Annotated in this window: 12 protein-coding genes; 5 read left to right on the top strand and 7 right to left on the bottom strand. The window is 65.5% G+C overall.

The window, feature by feature from the left end; genetic code table 11:
• Positions 1 to 101 precede the first annotated feature (101 nt).
• From GMST_RS07420 to GMST_RS07450, 7 genes are all read right to left on the bottom strand, one after another.
• Positions 102 to 2,096 carry a sensor histidine kinase gene (locus GMST_RS07420; protein ID WP_183353996.1) on the bottom strand — a complete coding sequence of 665 codons (1,995 nt, stop codon included), beginning with the start codon at positions 2,094 to 2,096 and terminating at the stop codon, positions 102 to 104.
• Positions 2,097 to 2,332: 236 nt separating this feature from the next.
• Complete coding sequence (locus tag GMST_RS07425) at positions 2,333 to 3,571, bottom strand: competence/damage-inducible protein A (RefSeq protein WP_183353997.1); 1,239 nt, start codon at positions 3,569 to 3,571, stop codon at positions 2,333 to 2,335.
• A complete protein-coding gene (locus tag GMST_RS07430) occupies positions 3,568 to 4,017 on the bottom strand; it encodes a phosphatidylglycerophosphatase A family protein (protein ID WP_183353998.1) in 450 nt (149 codons plus the stop codon). The genes GMST_RS07425 and GMST_RS07430 overlap by 4 nt, the downstream gene beginning before the upstream one ends.
• A complete protein-coding gene (larC, locus tag GMST_RS07435; protein WP_183353999.1) occupies positions 4,014 to 5,177 on the bottom strand; it encodes a nickel pincer cofactor biosynthesis protein LarC in 1,164 nt (387 codons plus the stop codon). The genes GMST_RS07430 and larC overlap by 4 nt, the downstream gene beginning before the upstream one ends.
• Entirely contained in the window at positions 5,174 to 5,929 is a 756-nt protein-coding gene (larB, locus tag GMST_RS07440) for a nickel pincer cofactor biosynthesis protein LarB (protein WP_183354000.1), read from the bottom strand. Before larB ends, larC begins: the two co-directional genes overlap by 4 nt.
• A gap of 215 nt (positions 5,930 to 6,144) precedes the next feature.
• Complete coding sequence (locus GMST_RS07445) at positions 6,145 to 6,858, bottom strand: PilZ domain-containing protein (RefSeq protein WP_183354001.1); 714 nt, start codon at positions 6,856 to 6,858, stop codon at positions 6,145 to 6,147.
• A 214-nt stretch (positions 6,859 to 7,072) separates the two neighbouring features.
• Positions 7,073 to 9,178, bottom strand: a complete 2,106-nt coding sequence (locus GMST_RS07450; RefSeq protein WP_183354002.1) for a diguanylate cyclase domain-containing protein — start codon at positions 9,176 to 9,178, stop codon at positions 7,073 to 7,075.
• Between the two features lie 459 nt (positions 9,179 to 9,637).
• Between GMST_RS07450 and GMST_RS22760 the strand changes: the two genes are divergently transcribed.
• From GMST_RS22760 to GMST_RS07470, 5 genes are read left to right on the top strand one after another with little or no spacing between them, the layout of a single operon-like run.
• Positions 9,638 to 10,240: a molybdopterin-binding domain-containing protein gene (locus GMST_RS22760; RefSeq protein WP_198424540.1), complete on the top strand. Its 603-nt coding sequence runs from the start codon at positions 9,638 to 9,640 to the stop codon at positions 10,238 to 10,240.
• 21 nt (positions 10,241 to 10,261) lie between these two features.
• Positions 10,262 to 12,883, top strand: a complete 2,622-nt coding sequence (locus GMST_RS07455; RefSeq protein ID WP_503826514.1) for a molybdopterin-dependent oxidoreductase — start codon at positions 10,262 to 10,264, stop codon at positions 12,881 to 12,883.
• Complete coding sequence (locus tag GMST_RS07460) at positions 12,883 to 13,704, top strand: 4Fe-4S dicluster domain-containing protein (RefSeq protein ID WP_183354004.1); 822 nt, start codon at positions 12,883 to 12,885, stop codon at positions 13,702 to 13,704. Before GMST_RS07455 ends, GMST_RS07460 begins: the two co-directional genes overlap by 1 nt.
• Complete coding sequence (nrfD, locus tag GMST_RS07465; protein ID WP_183354005.1) at positions 13,694 to 14,596, top strand: NrfD/PsrC family molybdoenzyme membrane anchor subunit; 903 nt, start codon at positions 13,694 to 13,696, stop codon at positions 14,594 to 14,596. The genes GMST_RS07460 and nrfD overlap by 11 nt, the downstream gene beginning before the upstream one ends.
• Before the next feature lie 9 nt (positions 14,597 to 14,605).
• Complete coding sequence (locus GMST_RS07470; protein ID WP_183354006.1) at positions 14,606 to 15,538, top strand: formate dehydrogenase accessory protein FdhE; 933 nt, start codon at positions 14,606 to 14,608, stop codon at positions 15,536 to 15,538.
• The last annotated feature ends 27 nt before the right edge of the window (positions 15,539 to 15,565 follow it).

Here is a 15,565-nt window from a genome sequence, read left to right on the forward strand (position 1 = left end):
CCAAAACTAGCACGAAATGCTCGGGACTTTCAAGTTTTCGTCTGCTTTTTCTTTCATCCGTCCGATCCGTCCGATCCGTCCGATCCGTCCGATCTCGGAAGCTAAAACAGCGCCGGCTGGATGGCCTCCTGCTCGAGCGGCAGCACCACGAAAAAGGAGCTTCCCTGGCCGCTTTCCACCCAGACCATGCCGCCGTGCGCCTCCACCATCCCCTTCACGATGGCGAGCCCAAGCCCCGCCCCCTTCCCCACGAAGCGCCCCTGGCCGCTCGAGTGGTGCCGGATCTCGCCCACCTCGTAGAAGATCTCGAAGATCCGCTGCTGGTCCTCGGCCGGCACGCCGATCCCCTTGTCGCGCACCTCGACCTCCAGGTAGCAGCGCTCGCCGCAGCGCTGCAAGAAGCCGCTGTTGAAGCGCTCCAGGGTGGAGCTGCGCGCCTTCAGCAGCGCACTTTCCACCACCCGCCCGGTCACCTCGATCTCGCTCCCCTGGGGGCTGAAGCGCATGGCGTTCAGCAAAAGCTCGCTGAAGACGCGCTCCAGGTACTTCCAGTCGCCGTCGAAGTAAGGGAGCTCGTCCAGTGCGGTGAACTTCAGGGTCTGCCCCTTCTCCTGCAAAAGCGGCTGCAACTGGGCCTTCAATTCGAGAAGCGAGTCTTTCAGGTGCAGGACGCTTGGGGCGATCTCGTCGCCGCGCGCCTCCAGCTTCACCAGCTTCAAAAGGTCGGCCACCAGCTCCTTGAGGCGCAGCCCGCCGTCGCGCACCATGCCGAGCACCTGGTCGGTATCCTCGCCCAACCCCTGCTGCAGGAGGTGCTCGGCACCCGAGATGATGCTGGTCAAAGGGGTGTTGAACTCGTGGGAGACCATCCCCAGGAACTGGTTCTTCATCCTATCCATGCGGCTTAGTTCGAGGTTCGCCTGCTCCACCAGGGCGAGGTTTTGCTTCAGCTTGGTCTCGGAGAGCCCCAGGTTGTGGCTGCTGCGCTCCAGGAGGTGGTAGGAGCGCAAGAGCTCGGCGCTCTTCCAGTTGAGTTCCTCGAAGAGCCGGTGCTGCCCGATGACGCTCCCCAGCTGGGTCCCGACGCTCCCCAGGAAGCGGAGCTCTTCGCTCGTGTAGTCGCGGCGCTCGGCGTGCAAAAGGTGCATCACGCCGATCGGCTGGTTCTGCGCCAAAAGGGGGACCTCGGTGACCCCCTGCCACCCGCTCTCGGCGGCGGCGAGCGAGACCTTTGCCCCCGCATCGAGGGTGTGCACCCCGGCTGCTGCCGCAGGGACCGAGGCCAGCTCCGCGAGGATCTGCTCCTGGACCCGGGGTGCGAGCGCCTTTTCGGCCACCAGCTTGGGTGCGGCCCCCTCCTCCTGCAGCAGGTGCAAGGCACCGCCGCCGGCCTTCAGCAGCTCGAGGGTCTCGGTCAGGGTCACCTGGAGCACCTCTTCGAGCCGGGGCCCCTGGTTCATCCCCGCCAGCACGTTGTTCAGGATGGAAAGCTCGCGGTTTCTCTGCCAGATCTCCTGCTCGGTGCGCACCTTGTCGGTGATGTCGCGCACGATGCAGTGCACGAGCTGCTCGCTCCCCAGATCGATGACCCGGGCGTCGATCTCACCGAGGAATACCGAGCCGTCCTTCTTCTGGAAGGTGAGCCCCTCGGATTCGGTGGCGCGGCCGTGGCGGTTCAGGCGATTGACGAGGGCACGAAAGCGCTCCTGGTCGCAAGGGTGCACCAGGTCGCGCCCCCACATCCCGGAGAATTCGGGCTTGGAGTAGCCGAAGAGTTCCACCCCCTTGCGGTTCACCTCTTCGAGGCGGGCGGTATCGGCATCGAGGACGAAGATGGCGTTGCCGGCACCCTCGAGAAGACTCTTGTAGCGGCTGGCGGTCCGGGAGAGTTCCAGCTGGATGCCGCTGATCTCGTTACGCAGGCCGGAACTTAAGCGCTCTTCGCGGCGCCGGAAGGCCCCCCAGAGCATGAGGATCGCCTGGGCCAACAAGACGATAGCGGCCAGGTGCAGCCAGCCGGGCAGGGGGGTGAGCCGTTCCGCCACCAAGAGCAGCAGGTCGGCCACGATAAAGAGGATGAGGGTCGCAATGTTCAAGGCAGCTACCTGTGACAGCGAGATCCGTTATGAGATCCGGGGCTCCCCCCGGTGGTACCCGTTGCAACGAGTTACGGCATGGATGACAACTGCTCGGCCGGGAAGTCTCCCGTGCGGTAGGGGCTTTACCCCATAGGCAGGAGAAGCCTGAGCCCGCGAGGCATGATCCCCAAAAGCACCGCAGCTGACCTCACGTGCTCCCCTTCGCAAAGGGGGGGTACGAGAATTCGGCGGACCTAGCCCCGGACCTTCCCGGCGAGGAGCTGCCGGCGCAGCCAGTTGAGCGCGGTGAAGCAGGTGATGGCGCGGACCCGCTCCCGGTCGCCGGGGAACTGGTGGCGCTTGGCGCGGCACCCCTTCGCGTCGGCGAGTGCTATGTACACCGTCCCCACCGGCTTTTCCGCGCTCCCCCCCTCGGGGCCTGCGATGCCGGTGACCGAGATGGCGATAGCGGCGCCGCTCTTGGCCCGCGCGCCTTCGGCCATGGCGAGCGCCACTTCCTCGCTCACCGCGCCGCGCGCGGCGATGAGTTCCGGCGCCACGCCGAGGAGCCGGCTCTTGGCCTCGTTGGAGTAGGTGACGGCGCCTTCCAGAAACCAGGCGGAGCTCCCGGCGGTCCGGGTGACCCGCTCGGCGATCATCCCGCCGGTGCAGGATTCGGCCAAGGCCAAAGTGGCGCCCGTTTTCCTGAAGAGCTCCGCGAGCACCGAGTCGAGCGTCGCCTCGTCCTCGGCAAAGAGGTGGTGCGCCATCCGCCCGCGCAGCGCCGCAAGCGCCGCCTGGTGCTCGGCCGGGTGTGTGCCCGGAGTGCGCAGGATCAGGTGGATCTCCGGGAACTTCACGCAGTAGGCGAGCTGCACCGGCGACCCTTCGGGAAGCACCCCCTCGAGCTCCGCCGCGGCGACCGCCTCGGGGAGGCCGAAGATCTTCAGGGTGCTGCGCAGCCCGGGGGTGACGCCGCTTGCCGTGAGGAGGACCGGAAGTACCGTCTCCTCGAGCATCGGCTTCATCTCGAAGGGGACGCCGGGCATGAAGTAGCAGTCGGCCCGGCCGATGCTCACCCGAAAGCCGGTGGCGGTGCCGTTGGGGTTCGGGATCAGGCCGCACCCCTGGGGGAGCTGGGCCTGGCGGTCGTTCAAGGGGTGCAGCTCGCGGTTGAGCCTCTTGGCGAATTCCGCCAGGTGGGCCTGGGCTTCGGGGGAGTGCGCGAGCGGAACCCCGGCGGCGCGCGCGGCCGCGGCCGAGGTGAGGTCGTCCGGGGTCGGCCCCAGGCCGCCGGTGGCGAGCACCACGTCGTACACGGCAGCGAGCTCGTTAAGCGCGGCCACGATGGCCTCCTCGTCGTCGCCCACCATCAGGTGGCGCTCGGCGCGTAGCCCCAGGTCGTAGAGCCTCGTGGCGAGGTAGCTCTGGTTGGTGTCGGTCACCTCGCCGCAGATGAGTTCGTCGCCTATGGAAAGGGTGGCTACCTTCACAGGAACCTCAGCACCAGGTGCAGGCAAAGGCAGGCGTAGATCCCGGCCGCGATGTCGTCAAGCACCACGCCGAAGCCGTTTTTCAGCGAGCGGTCGAACCAGCGCGCCGGCTGCGGCTTCACGATGTCGAAGAGACGGAACAGGAGAAAGCCGGCGAGGACCGACTGCCAGCTGAGGGGGGCGGCCGTCATGGTCACCAGGTAGCCGGCCACCTCGTCGATGACGATCTTCCCGGAGTCCTTCTCGTTGAAGACCCCTTCGGCAAGGCCGGCGGCCCAGCAGGAAAAAAGGGTGAAGGCGAGCGTGGTGAGGAGGTAGAGCGGCAGGGGGAGCCGGGAGAGCGCGAGGTAAAAGGGGATCGCCCCGAGCGTCCCGACGGTGCCGGAGGCGAACGGGGAGAAACCGGTACCGAACCAGGTTGCGGAAAGGATCACGAAGCGCCTCATCCCTGCCAGGTCTCCCTCTCCACGGTGCGGTACACCTCGATGAGCGGCAGCCCCTTCTTAAGGGCGATGCGGCGGCATTCTTCGAACTCGGGGGTGATCCGGCCGTTACCCAGCACCTTCACCTTGAGCTTCCCGAGCGTAGTCTCCCGCTCCTCGATGCGGCGCTCTAGGGTGATCCGCTTGACCGGGTAGTAGCGCAGCCCGATCGCGCTCGATTCGGCGAGGATGAGGCCCGAGAGGCGCTCCAGGTCTCCAGGGTTCGCCAGTACGCTCACCAGGGTCCCGGGGCGGTTCTTCTTCATCTGCAGTGCGGCGAAGCTTACGTCGAGGGCGCCGGCCTCCAAAAGTCTTTCCATGAGAAAGCCCAGGAGCTCCGGGGTCATGTCGTCGACCTGGGTCTCGAGAACCAGGACCTCGCCGGCGTCCGACCCGGCCGTCTCCTCGAGTTCGCCCAGCACCAGGCGGAGCAGGTTGGGGACCTCGGCGAAGTCCTTCTCCCCCGCGCCGTACCCCATCCCCTGCACGGTCATGGGGGGCGGCGGGCCGAAGCTCTCGGCGAGCGCCGCGACGATGGCGGCGCCGGTCGGGGTGACCCGCTCCCCCTCGCCGATGTCGGCGGTGAGCGGAATTCCCTTCATGAGGAGCGCGGTGGCAGGGGCGGGGACCGGGAGCCTGCCGTGTGCGGTCCAGACGAAGCCGCGTCCGAAGGGAAGCCCCGAGGAGTAGACCTTCTCCACCCCCAGGTAATCGAGGCCGATGGCGGTCCCCACGATGTCGACGATGGAGTCCACCGCGCCCACCTCGTGGAAGTGCACCCGCTCGAGCGAGACGCCGTGCACCTGGGACTCCGCCTCGGCGAGCCGGCGGAAGATCTTCTGGGCGAGCTCCTTCGCCCGGGGCTTCAGCGGTGCCTGCTCGATCATCCGGGCGATGTCGCTGTAGTGGCGGTGCGGCTGGTCCTCCTCGGAAAGCCGCACCCTGAAGCCGGTGCCGGAGACCCCGTGGCGCTCGGCCGGCACGCTCTCCAGCGTGTACCCGGTGAAGGGGAGCTTGGCCAGCTCCCCGCGCAGCACCTCGAGCGGCAGCCCCAGTTCCAGGAGCGCCGCCACGGTCATGTCCCCCGCGATCCCCGCGAAACAGTCGAAATAGATGACCTTCATGCCCTATCCCTGTTGATCAGGCTGGCCGCGTAGGCCGCGCCGAAACCGTTGTCGATATTTACCACCGTGACCCCGGCCGCACAGGAGTTCAGCATCCCCAAGAGCGCCGCCACCCCGTTGAAGGCGGCCCCGTACCCCACCGAGGTCGGCACCGCGATCACCGGCTTGTCCACCAGGCCGCCGACCACCGAGGGGAGCGCCCCCTCCATGCCGGCCACCACGACGACCACCGAGGACTCGCTCAAAAGGTGCCGGCGCGACAAGAGCCGGTGCAGTCCCGCTACCCCCACGTCGAAGAGCTGCTCGACCTCGTTCCCCATGAGGCGCGCGGTGAGCACCGCCTCGGCAGCCACCGGGATGTCCGAGGTTCCGGCGCAGATCACCAGGATCTTGCCCCGCCCCCGGTTTACGATGGGGTGCTTCTCGATGCTGAGGGCCCGCGCGTCGGCGTGGTAGACCGCCTCGGGGAAGAGCTCCTTGAGTTTGCGACCCTTGAAGCCGCTCACCCGGGTCGCCAGCACGTTGGAACCCTTGTTGATGAGCGCGGTGATGATGGCCTGCATCTGCGCCACCGTCTTGCTCTGGCCGTAGATCACCTCGGGGAAGCCTTGGCGCAGCGCCCGGTGATGGTCCACCGTCGCGCAGCCGAGGTCCTCGAAGGGGAGGTGTTTCAGCGTTTCCAGCGCCTGGCTCACGCCGAGCGTCCCTTCGCTCACTGCCTGGAGGATTTTCTCTATGTTTGCCTGCTCCATGCTCAGAATGGTTCCTCCGAATGCTCAAAAGCGGGTCAAGGCTACCACATCAACGGATTTTTCGCTGCAAAAAATAACTGTTGACCCACACGGCTCAAGGCTCATTGACAGCGGCCTGCCGGTCCGTTCATGGTTCTCTGGTTTTCACAGCCAAGGGGAGTTGCCGAAGTAAGGGTAGGGGGAGGGAATTTCCGGCAGATGGTACCGCGAACCCGTCACAGAGAGTCCCGAAGCTCTTTGAGGATCTCCAGCTGGCGCTGGTTGATCAGGGTTGCCAGGAACTGCTCGGTTTGCTGGTCGTGCTGGAACCGGAAGGTGCAGCGAAAGGGTGCCGACGCGCCGGAGCACTGCACCAGGGAGCAGGGGATGCGCGTGCAGTTGGGGAGCCCGGTCGTCTTGTCGATGATCTTCAGCTCGAGGCGCAGGTCCCGGCCACCTTCCAGTCCGCTGCGCACCAGGGTGTTGATGCAGCAGCCGCCCACGGAGATGTCCTGTACCACGCCGGAGATGCGGTCCGGGCCGCAGTGCAGGATCACGCTGATCGGCTTGTTGAGGCGCACCCGGACCGTCTGGCGGTTTTCGGCTTTGAGCTCCACGCTCGCGAAGTCGCAGAGTCTGACCAGGTTGCGCCGGATGTCGATGCTCTCCAGCCTGCCGAGCACCGTCTGCTCCAGGTACGGCGCGCGGATGAAGACCTCATTGCACTGGGCGATGGCCGCGAGCTGCAACTCGCTCGTGCTGAGCTCGACGTGTCGCCCGCGGATGTCGCTGATGGTGGCGGGGTGGGTGATGGGGAGTTCCTTGTAGATGTTGATGAGGGTGAGGCTTGCTTCGGGCTGTTCGGTTTTGAGCTGCTGCAGCACCCCGACGATGCGCAGCTGCTCCTCGGAGGCGGGTTCCTGGCTATGCTGGTCGCTGTTCACGGTCATGGTCGCAACTCGCTTCTACAGGTTAAGATGCTGAAATGATGGGCAATCGGTAGTCTTGCCAGGTGCCGGCGCACGACATGCATAAGTATATGCTAATGATATTTGATTTTCCAGCGGCGGTAAAAATTTTCCGACGGACGGCTAGGGGGAGATCGTAGGTGCAGCGAAGGGGCGGTGTCCGGAGGGGGCGGCACGAAAAGGTCCGCGCCCCGCGCTAACAGGGGCGCTCGCTTCCGGGACGCTCGGAAGCGGGGGGATGGGTGAGGCAGCGCCCGACGTCGATGGGGAGCGCCGGCAGCACCGAGCTCTCCTCGGGGCGCTCCGCGGCGGCCTCCTCGGCCGCGCGGCGGTAGAAGCAGAAGTCGTTGCGGCCGTGCTCCTTCGCCTGGTACATGGCGAGGTCGGCGTTACGCACCAGGGTCTCGCCGTCCTGGCCGTCCTGCGGGTAGAGGCTGATGCCGATGCTGACGCTCGACTGCACCGGCTGCTCCGACAAGACGAAGACCCGCGCCAGTTCGTCCACCACGTGCCGAGCCACCACCGCGGCGTTCTCGGAGTTTTGCAGGTCGGACAGGATGACCAGGAACTCGTCCCCGCCGTAGCGGGCGATGGTGTCGCCCGAGCGGCAGCAGCAGGCCTTGAGCCGCTTGGCCACCCCCTGCAGCAACTGGTCGCCGATGGCGTGGCCGAACTCGTCGTTCACCGCCTTGAAAGAGTCCAGGTCGATGAACATGACGGCCAGGAGTTGGTTGTTGCGGGCGGCAAAGGCGATGGCCTGCCGCAGGTGGTCGTGGAACAGGTGCCGGTTGGGAAGGCCGGTCAGGGTGTCGTGGAAGGCCAGGTGCTCGATGGTCTCCTCCATGCGCCGTTTCTCGGTGATGTCCCGCACCACCTCGATTCCGGCGATGATCCGGCCGCTCGCGTTTCTCAGGGGAGAGGCGGTGACCTCGGTGAAGATCTGCTGCCCGAAGGGGCTTACGCTGCGCACCGAGGAGTGGATCAGGCCGTCCTGGAAGGCGAGTGCCATCGGGCACCCAGGGCAGACGCTGTCGTGATTCTCGAATGCCTGGTAGCAGAGCTTCCCCACGTGGTTCCCCATCAGGGCGATCCCCTGCTGGTTCTGGTAGATCACCCGGAACTCCGTGTTCATGATGGTGAGCCCGACCCCCATGGCGGCGATGATCGCCTGGGTCTTCGCCTTCTCGTTTTCCAGGTTGGTGATCGCTTCCTGCAGCGCCAGGTGCTCGGTCGCCAGGCGCAGCACCATCTCGTTGAAGGCCGAGCCGAGATCGGCTATCTCCGCCGCGGTCGAGGGGGGGACCTGCTCCGGGACGCCGTCGCGCATGGAGAGGGTGCGGATCCGCTCGGTGAACCGGGAGAGCGGCGCCATCTGGTAATGCATGAGGAGCCAGACGATCCCGACCGAGGCGCCGGCTCCTGCCAGGGCTGCGATGTTCGCGTACTTCTTCGCCTTGGCGATCGGGGCGTAGGCCTCCTGCACCGGGAAGTTGGCGGCCAGTATCCAGTCGGTGTTCTTCAGGTGGCGTACCGTGGTGAGCGAACTCACCCCTTTGGAGTTCAGCGACTCCTCGGTCCCCTCGAAGCCCGCGATCCCCTTGTCGAAGGCCCGGTTCACCCCCGGTTTCAGGTCCTGCTTCATGATGCGGGAAGGGTCCGGGTGCATGATGAGCATCCGCGAAGAGTTGTAGAGGTAGAGGTAGCCCGTGTCGCCGATCTTGACCCGCGAGAGCTTGCCCAGGAAATTGTCCCGGGTCAGGTCGAGGCTGCCGGCCAGGATGGCCACCAGTCTCCCCTGGGGGTTGACGAGGGGGACGGTCAGGATGACGGCGGGTTTGCCGGGGGTGTGGGTGGATACGTAGGGGTCGGAGATCTGCGGCCTCATGGTGGCCACGGTCTTCCTGTAGTACTCGCGAAAGGCGATGTCGCGCCCCCGGCGCCCTTTGATGTAGGGGGACTCGACGATGATCTTCCCCTCGGCCGAGAAGAGAAAAAGGGCGTTGTCGAAGATGGTGTGCAGGGCGGGGCGGCTGTCCAAGAGCTGCTGGGCCTCCTCGGGCCTGCCGGGGTCTACGGATAGAAAGAGGGGAGCTTCGGCGATAAGCGCCTGCTGGGCGTCCTGCAGGTCGGCGTCGATGCTGTCGCAGATCTCGGAGACCATCGAGAACTGCTGCTTGGAGATGAGCTGTTTGAGCTGGTACTCGAAATGGTCGTTGATGACGCTCGAGAACAGGAAGATGATCCCCACCGTGAGCAGGGAGACCGAGAGGCCAACTTTGGTTTTGATCTGGTGTCTCCTCATGGGCGCCGCTCCTCCGGGCAACGCTGACAACTATGACATAAAAATATTTTAAGAAAACACTCTCCCGCAAAGTTTTCAGCTTCCCGCCACCCGGAACCTCCCGAGGGACGCGAGTCATCCCGCTGCCGGAACCGGCAAGCCTCAACCTCCTTTCGCCTGCACCGTGGTGCGCCTTCCCTGCACCCACTGAATGAGTTAGATTAAAAAGCCGTAAATGTTGACTGAGTATTTTGCTTGCCATGTTGAAAGACAGTTTCCCGTTTCGAGCTCTGTCTGAGAATCTCGGCCAGATTCTGTCAATAAAAGAAACGTCTCACGTTGACACGGGAGCAAGTTCTGCTTGAATTACGGAGGTTGACGGATAAAACGCACTTTCCAGGCAGTTAGCTTCGGTTCAGCTAGAAATCGTTATTTAAAGTGTCAGGAAGTTACTCGTTCAGACAGTGGGAGGTTCTTTACATGAAACTTAGCCGGCGCAAATTTCTCAAGGTGACCTCTGGCGTGGTGGGGGGCGGCGTCGCTGCCGAACTCGGACTTTTGGGGGTGAACACCGCCGCTGCCGCCGCCAAGGCGGGGAAGGTCCCGATCAAAACCGGGCGGCAGGTGCCGAGCATCTGCCCGTACTGCGCGGTCGGCTGCGGCCAGATCGTCACGGTGAGCGATGCCGGGGAGATCGTGGACATCCAGGGGAACCCGGACTCCCCGATCAGCCAGGGGACGCTCTGTCCGAAGGGGGCCGCGACCTTTCAGCTCGTCAAGAACGAGCAGCGCTGGACCACGGTCAAGTACCGCGCCCCCGGCAGCGACCGCTGGGAGGAGAAGCCGCTCGACTGGGCCATGCATCGCATCGCCGAGCTCACCAAGAAGACCCGCGACGCCCACTTCAACGAGTTCCAGGAGCTGCCCGACGGCAAGGATGGCACGGTCAAGAAGCGGGTGATGAACACCTACGCCCTCGCCTCCTTGGGCGGCGCCACCATGGACAACGAGTGGAACTACCTGCACCAGAAGCTCATGCACGGCCTGGGGGTGGTCTACCTGGAAAACCAGGCCCGAATATGACACTCCTCGACGGTCCCCGGTCTGGGGACCACGTTCGGCCGCGGCGGCTCCACCACCTTCCCGCGCGACCTCGAGAAATCCAACGCCGTCCTCATCATGGGCTCCAACATGGCCGAGTGCCATCCGGTCGCCTTCCGCTGGCCCCTGAAGGCGCGGACCGAACATGATGCGGTGCTCATGCACGTCGATCCCCGCTTCACCCGCACCTCGGCCGCCTGCGACCTGCACGTGCCGATCCGCGCCGGCAGCGACATCGCCTTTCTGGGCGCCATCATCAACCACGTGATCAACTCGAAGCGCTGGAACGAGGACCCCTTCTTCCGCGAGTACGTGGTGAACTACACCAATGCCGCCACCCTGGTGAACCCCGAGTACAAGGACACCGAAGAGCTGGGCGGCGTCTTCTCGGGGCTCGCCCCGAACGGCAAGTCCTACGCGAACGCGAGCTGGTCCTACCAGAGAAACCCCGCGCCGCCCAAGGGGAAGGCCGGCCTCGGCCCCTTCAGCGACCTGTTGCTGCAGCAGGTGCCGGGGCGCCCCAAGACCGACCCGACGCTTGAGGACCCCCAGTGTGTCTTCCAGATCATCAAGAAGCACTTCGCGCGCTACACCCCGGACCTGGTGGGCCGGGTCTGCGGCTGCACCCCGGAGCAGTTCCTGAAGGTCGCCGACACCATGCTCAACAACTCCGGTCGCGACAAGACCTCCAACATCACCTACGCCGTGGGGTGGACCCAGCACACCGTCGGGGTGCAGATCATCCGGGCCGCCGCCATGCTGCAGGCGCTTTTGGGCAACATCGGGCGCCCGGGAGGTGGCGTACTCGCCCTGCGCGGCCACGCAACCATCCAGGGCTCGACCGACATCGCGACGCTCTACCACTCGCTGCCGGCCTACCTGAACATGCCGGACGGCCGCAAGAACCACGAGACCCTGAAGGACTTCATCCTCACCGAGGGGGGCCCCGCCGCCACCAGCTACTGGGGGAACTATCCCAAGTTCGCGGTCTCCTACTTCAAGGCGCAGTACGGCGCCGCGGCAACGGCCGAGAACGACTACGGCTACAACTACCACCCGAGGATCACCGGCGACCACTCGCACATGCCGATGATGCTCGACATGGCGGCGGGCAAGATCAAGGGGTTCTTCGTCATGGGGCAGAACCCGGCGGTGGGGGGGCAGAACGCGCGCCTGCAGCGTAAAGCCCTGGCCAAGCTGGACTGGATGGTGGTGCGCGACTACTTCGAGACCGAGACCGCCGCCTTCTGGCGCAACTCCCCCGAGGTCATCTCCGGCGAATTGAAGCCCGCCGAGATCAAGACCGAGGTCTTCTTCCTCCCCGCGGCCGCGGTCGCCGAGATGGAAGGCTCCTTCACCAACACGCAGAGGCTCCTGCAGCAGCACGACAAGGCGGCCGACCCCCCCGGCGACGCGCGCAGCGACAGCTGGTTCACCTACCGCCTCGGGAAACTGTTGAAGGAGATGTACCGCGACTCGCCGCTCGACATCGACTGGGGGGTCAAGAACCTCGCCTGGGACTACGACCCGGAAGCGAAGGAGGTGGCCCCCTGGCGTATCAAGGACGAGCCCTCGGCCTACCGGGTCCTCAAGGAGATCAACGGCTACACGGTGGCGGACCAGAAACCGCTTCCCACCTTCGCGAACCTGAAGGAGGACGGCTCCACCGCCTGCGGCGCCTGGATCTACACCGGCGTCATTCCCGAGGAAGGGAAGAACAACGCGGCGCGCCGCAAGCCCGACGACTGGATCTCGCCAAACTGGGGCTTCGCCTGGCCCGCCAACCGGCACATCATGTACAACCGCGCCTCGGCGGACCGCGAGGGGAAACCCTGGTCCGAGGCGAAGAAGCTCATCTACTGGGATCCGGCAGCCGACTCGGGGACCAAGGACCCGGCGGGCAACCCGGTGAAAGGGAAGTGGGTGGCGCCGTCGGGCGAGGGAATCGACTTCCAGCCCACCAAGGCGCCCGGCTTCATCGGCAAGGACGCAGCGCTCGGTTTCGACTGGCTCTCGGGCAACGACGCCTTCATCATGCGCCCCGACGGCAAGGCCTCGCTCTTCGTCCCGGCGGGTCTCGTGGACGGCCCGCTCCCGACCCACTACGAGCCCTACGAGTCGCCCGTCAAGAACCCGGTCTACCAGCAGCAGGTGAACCCGGTCGCCAAGGTCTGGCAGGTGAACGGCAACAGCTACCATGCCGTCGCCGATCCGAAGTTCCCGATCGTGGTCTCCACCTACCGGGTCACCGAGCACCACCTAAGCGGCACCATGAGCCGCTGGCTCCCCTGGCTCGCCGAGCTGATGCCGGAGCTTTTCTGCGAGATCTCTCCCGAGCTTGCGGCCGAGAAGGGGATCAAGAACGCGGAGTACGTGACCATCCAGACCGCGCGCGGCGAGATCCAGGCCCGGGCGCTGGTGACCCGCAGGATGAAGCCCTTCACGATCGACGGCAGGAAGGTCCACGAGATCGGCATCCCCTGGCACTGGGGGTGGCAAGGGAACGCGGCCGGCGACGTCGCCAATGACCTGAGCGCCATGGTGGGCGACCCCAACGTCTCCATCCACGAAGGTAAGGTGTTCACCTGCGACATCAGGGCTGGCAGGAAAGGAGGGCGGATCTGATGCCGAAAGGAATGTTCATCGACACCACCATATGCACCGGCTGCAAGTCCTGCCAGGTCGCCTGCAAGCAGTGGAACGGCCTCTCCGCGGAGCCGGCCCACTTCGGCAAGAAGCCGGGGGTCCCCTACCCGGTCGCCCACAACTTCACCGGCGACTCCTACGACAACACCGGTTCCTTAAGCGCAACCGACTGGCGCCACGTCCGTTTCATCGAGCAGATCGACGAGCCGCGGGCCCAGAAGCGCTGGCTCTTCTCCAGCGACTCCTGCAAGCACTGCACGGATGCGGGCTGCCTGAACGCCTGCCCGACCAAGGCGATCCAGCGCACCGAGCTGGGGAACGTCATCGTGCAGCAGGATACCTGCATCGGTTGCAAGTTCTGCATTCCCTCCTGCCCCTACGGGGTGATCTCCTTTTCCGAGGAGACCGGCACCGCGCGCAAATGCACCCTGTGCAACGACCGGATCCACAACGGCCTGGGAACGGCCTGTGCCAAGGCCTGCCCGACCGGCTCGATCCGCTTCGGCGAGGTGGCCGAGCTGAGGAAGCGGGCCGACGCCCGGGTGGCCCAGCTGAAGGCCAAGGGGGAGAAGGCCCAGGTTTACGGCTACGACGAGGCGGACGGGTTGAACGTCTTCTACCTCTTCGTGGACCGTCCCAAGGTCTACGGACAGCCCGAGCACCCGGTGGTGCCGCAGCGCCGGCTGGTGCTCTGCTCGCTGGTCACCATCCTGACCGCGCTCGGTATCGGGGCGGCGGCGCTGGTGAGCTTCCGCGAACGCTTGAACGGAACTTCCGAGGAGGGTCGCCATGAGTCCTGAGATCATTCAAGCCCCCGGGTGGGCCTGGTACTACATCGCCGTCTACTTCTTCGTGGCCGGCACCTCGGCGGGAGCCTACTTCATCGGCACCATGGAAGAGCTCTTCGGCTCCGGCCGGGAGCGCGAGGTGAGCCGGGCGGCCTGCTACCTCGCCTTCCCGCTGCTCATCCTGGTCCCGATTCCGCTCATCGCGGACCTGGGGCGCCCCGAGCGCTTCTGGCACCTGTTCGTCTACAACCAGGCGGGCTACCCCTACCTGAACCTGCAGTCCCCCATGTCGGTGGGCTCCTGGGTGCTCCTCGTCTTCAGCGTCTGCGCGCTGCTCTCCTTCCTGGACAACCTGGTGGCGGACAAGATCATCTCCTTCCCGCTCTTCTCCAGGTACTACAACAGGATCCCGCGCAAGCTCTACGCGGTGATCGGCTCCCTGGCCGGCTTCTTCATCGCCGGCTACACCGGCGTCCTCTTGAACGTCACTGCTCGCCCCTTCTGGGCCGCCACCTCTCCGCTCATGGGGGCGCTCTTCATCGTCTCGGGGGCCTCCACCGGGGCCGCCGCCATCTCGCTCTTCCTCATCTGGAGAAAGCGCAACTCCGGCGCCGAGATAGAGCGCCTGGAGGCCTTCGACCGGGTGGTGATGGTGGCCGAGCTGGTGCTCTTGGCGGTGCTGCTGGTAATGGCCGGACGCACCGCGGCGCCTCTGGTCTCGCTCCCCTTCGTCGCCATGTTCTGGATCGGGTCGGTGGCGCTGGGGATCGTGGTGCCGCTTTGGTTCAAGATCCGCTCCCGCGCCGAGCGCTACGGCGCGAATCCGGTGCTTGCCCACTACCTGTTCATACTGGCAGGCGGGCTCCTCTTGAGGATCAGTCTTTTACAGGCAGGACAGCTTTAGGGAGGGAACATGCGCACAACCGCTAGCGAGAACCTGGACCCGGTGGTGAAGCGGCTGCGCGAGATCGCGGCAAAGGTGCCCGAGTTGCGGGTGACCACCCGGCTCTACGAGACCATTCTCCCCGTACAGCGCCAGGCCGAGGTGCGTGCTGCAGCGCTCGCGCTGGAGCCGGGAGATTTGCACCGGGCGCTTTCCGGCGGGGAGCCGCTTCTCGCTGCTGCAGATGTCGAGGTCGATGTCGATGCGGCGGCAGAGCTCATGCTGCAGATGCTGGTCGCCCTGGGCGAGGCGGAACTGCCGGATGCCGGGGCGAGGTGGCGGCTTTTCGGGGGGAGCGCGGAGAGCTGGAGCGAGGACGAAGTGGCAAACCTTGCCACCCTGCGCCGCTCCGCCCGCGGCATCCACCGACTGCTCAGGAACGGCAGGCTCGACCCGGGCGAGCTTTTGGCCCAGGCAGCCAGTGGAGACCGAACCGGTTTCGGTGCCAGGTTTGCCGCCTACGATGTCGATTGGGAGCTCCTCTGGACCCTGGCGCAGCACGCCTTGAAGCCCTTTCTCCACGAGGTGCGCAGGCAGGCGCCACTTGAGGAGATCGGGGTCTGGCAGCAGGGGGAGTGCTACGTCTGCGGAGCCTCGGCGACCCTTGGGGAGCTTCAGGACAACGACCAGGTGAAGCACCTGCGCTGCGGGCAGTGCGGCGCCGACTGGTACCACCCACGGCTTAAGTGCCACCACTGCGGCAACGAGGACCACGCAACCCTCAGGTACCTGCACGCCGAGGGGGACGAGCACCGGCGCGTCGAGGCCTGCGACCGCTGCCAGAGCTACCTGAAGGTGATCACCTCCTTCACCCCGACCGATCCCGAGCTGGTGGTGGTCGAAGACCTGGCGACCCTCGATCTCGACTTCCTGGCCCAGCAGCACGGCTACCAGCGCCCGTAACCTCAAAAGCTGTAATCACAGAGGGAA

Origin of the sequence: Geomonas silvestris (assembly GCF_014193515.1) — a bacterium.
Taxonomy (GTDB): domain Bacteria; phylum Desulfobacterota; class Desulfuromonadia; order Geobacterales; family Geobacteraceae; genus Geomonas; species Geomonas silvestris.

What these genes read in the sequence shown, in the direction of transcription:
- GMST_RS07445 (WP_183354001.1), bottom strand. Translation starts at nt 6,858, where the DNA reads ATGACCGTGAACAGCGACCAGCATAGCCAGGAACCCGCCTCCGAGGAG.
- GMST_RS07470 (WP_183354006.1), top strand. Translation starts at nt 14,606, where the DNA reads ATGCGCACAACCGCTAGCGAGAACCTGGACCCGGTGGTGAAGCGGCTG.
- larB (WP_183354000.1), bottom strand. Translation starts at nt 5,929, where the DNA reads ATGGAGCAGGCAAACATAGAGAAAATCCTCCAGGCAGTGAGCGAAGGG.
- GMST_RS07460 (WP_183354004.1), top strand. Translation starts at nt 12,883, where the DNA reads ATGCCGAAAGGAATGTTCATCGACACCACCATATGCACCGGCTGCAAG.
- GMST_RS07430 (WP_183353998.1), bottom strand. Translation starts at nt 4,017, where the DNA reads ATGAGGCGCTTCGTGATCCTTTCCGCAACCTGGTTCGGTACCGGTTTC.
- larC (WP_183353999.1), bottom strand. Translation starts at nt 5,177, where the DNA reads ATGAAGGTCATCTATTTCGACTGTTTCGCGGGGATCGCGGGGGACATG.
- nrfD (WP_183354005.1), top strand. Translation starts at nt 13,694, where the DNA reads ATGAGTCCTGAGATCATTCAAGCCCCCGGGTGGGCCTGGTACTACATC.
- GMST_RS07450 (WP_183354002.1), bottom strand. Translation starts at nt 9,178, where the DNA reads ATGAGGAGACACCAGATCAAAACCAAAGTTGGCCTCTCGGTCTCCCTG.
- GMST_RS22760 (WP_198424540.1), top strand. Translation starts at nt 9,638, where the DNA reads ATGAAACTTAGCCGGCGCAAATTTCTCAAGGTGACCTCTGGCGTGGTG.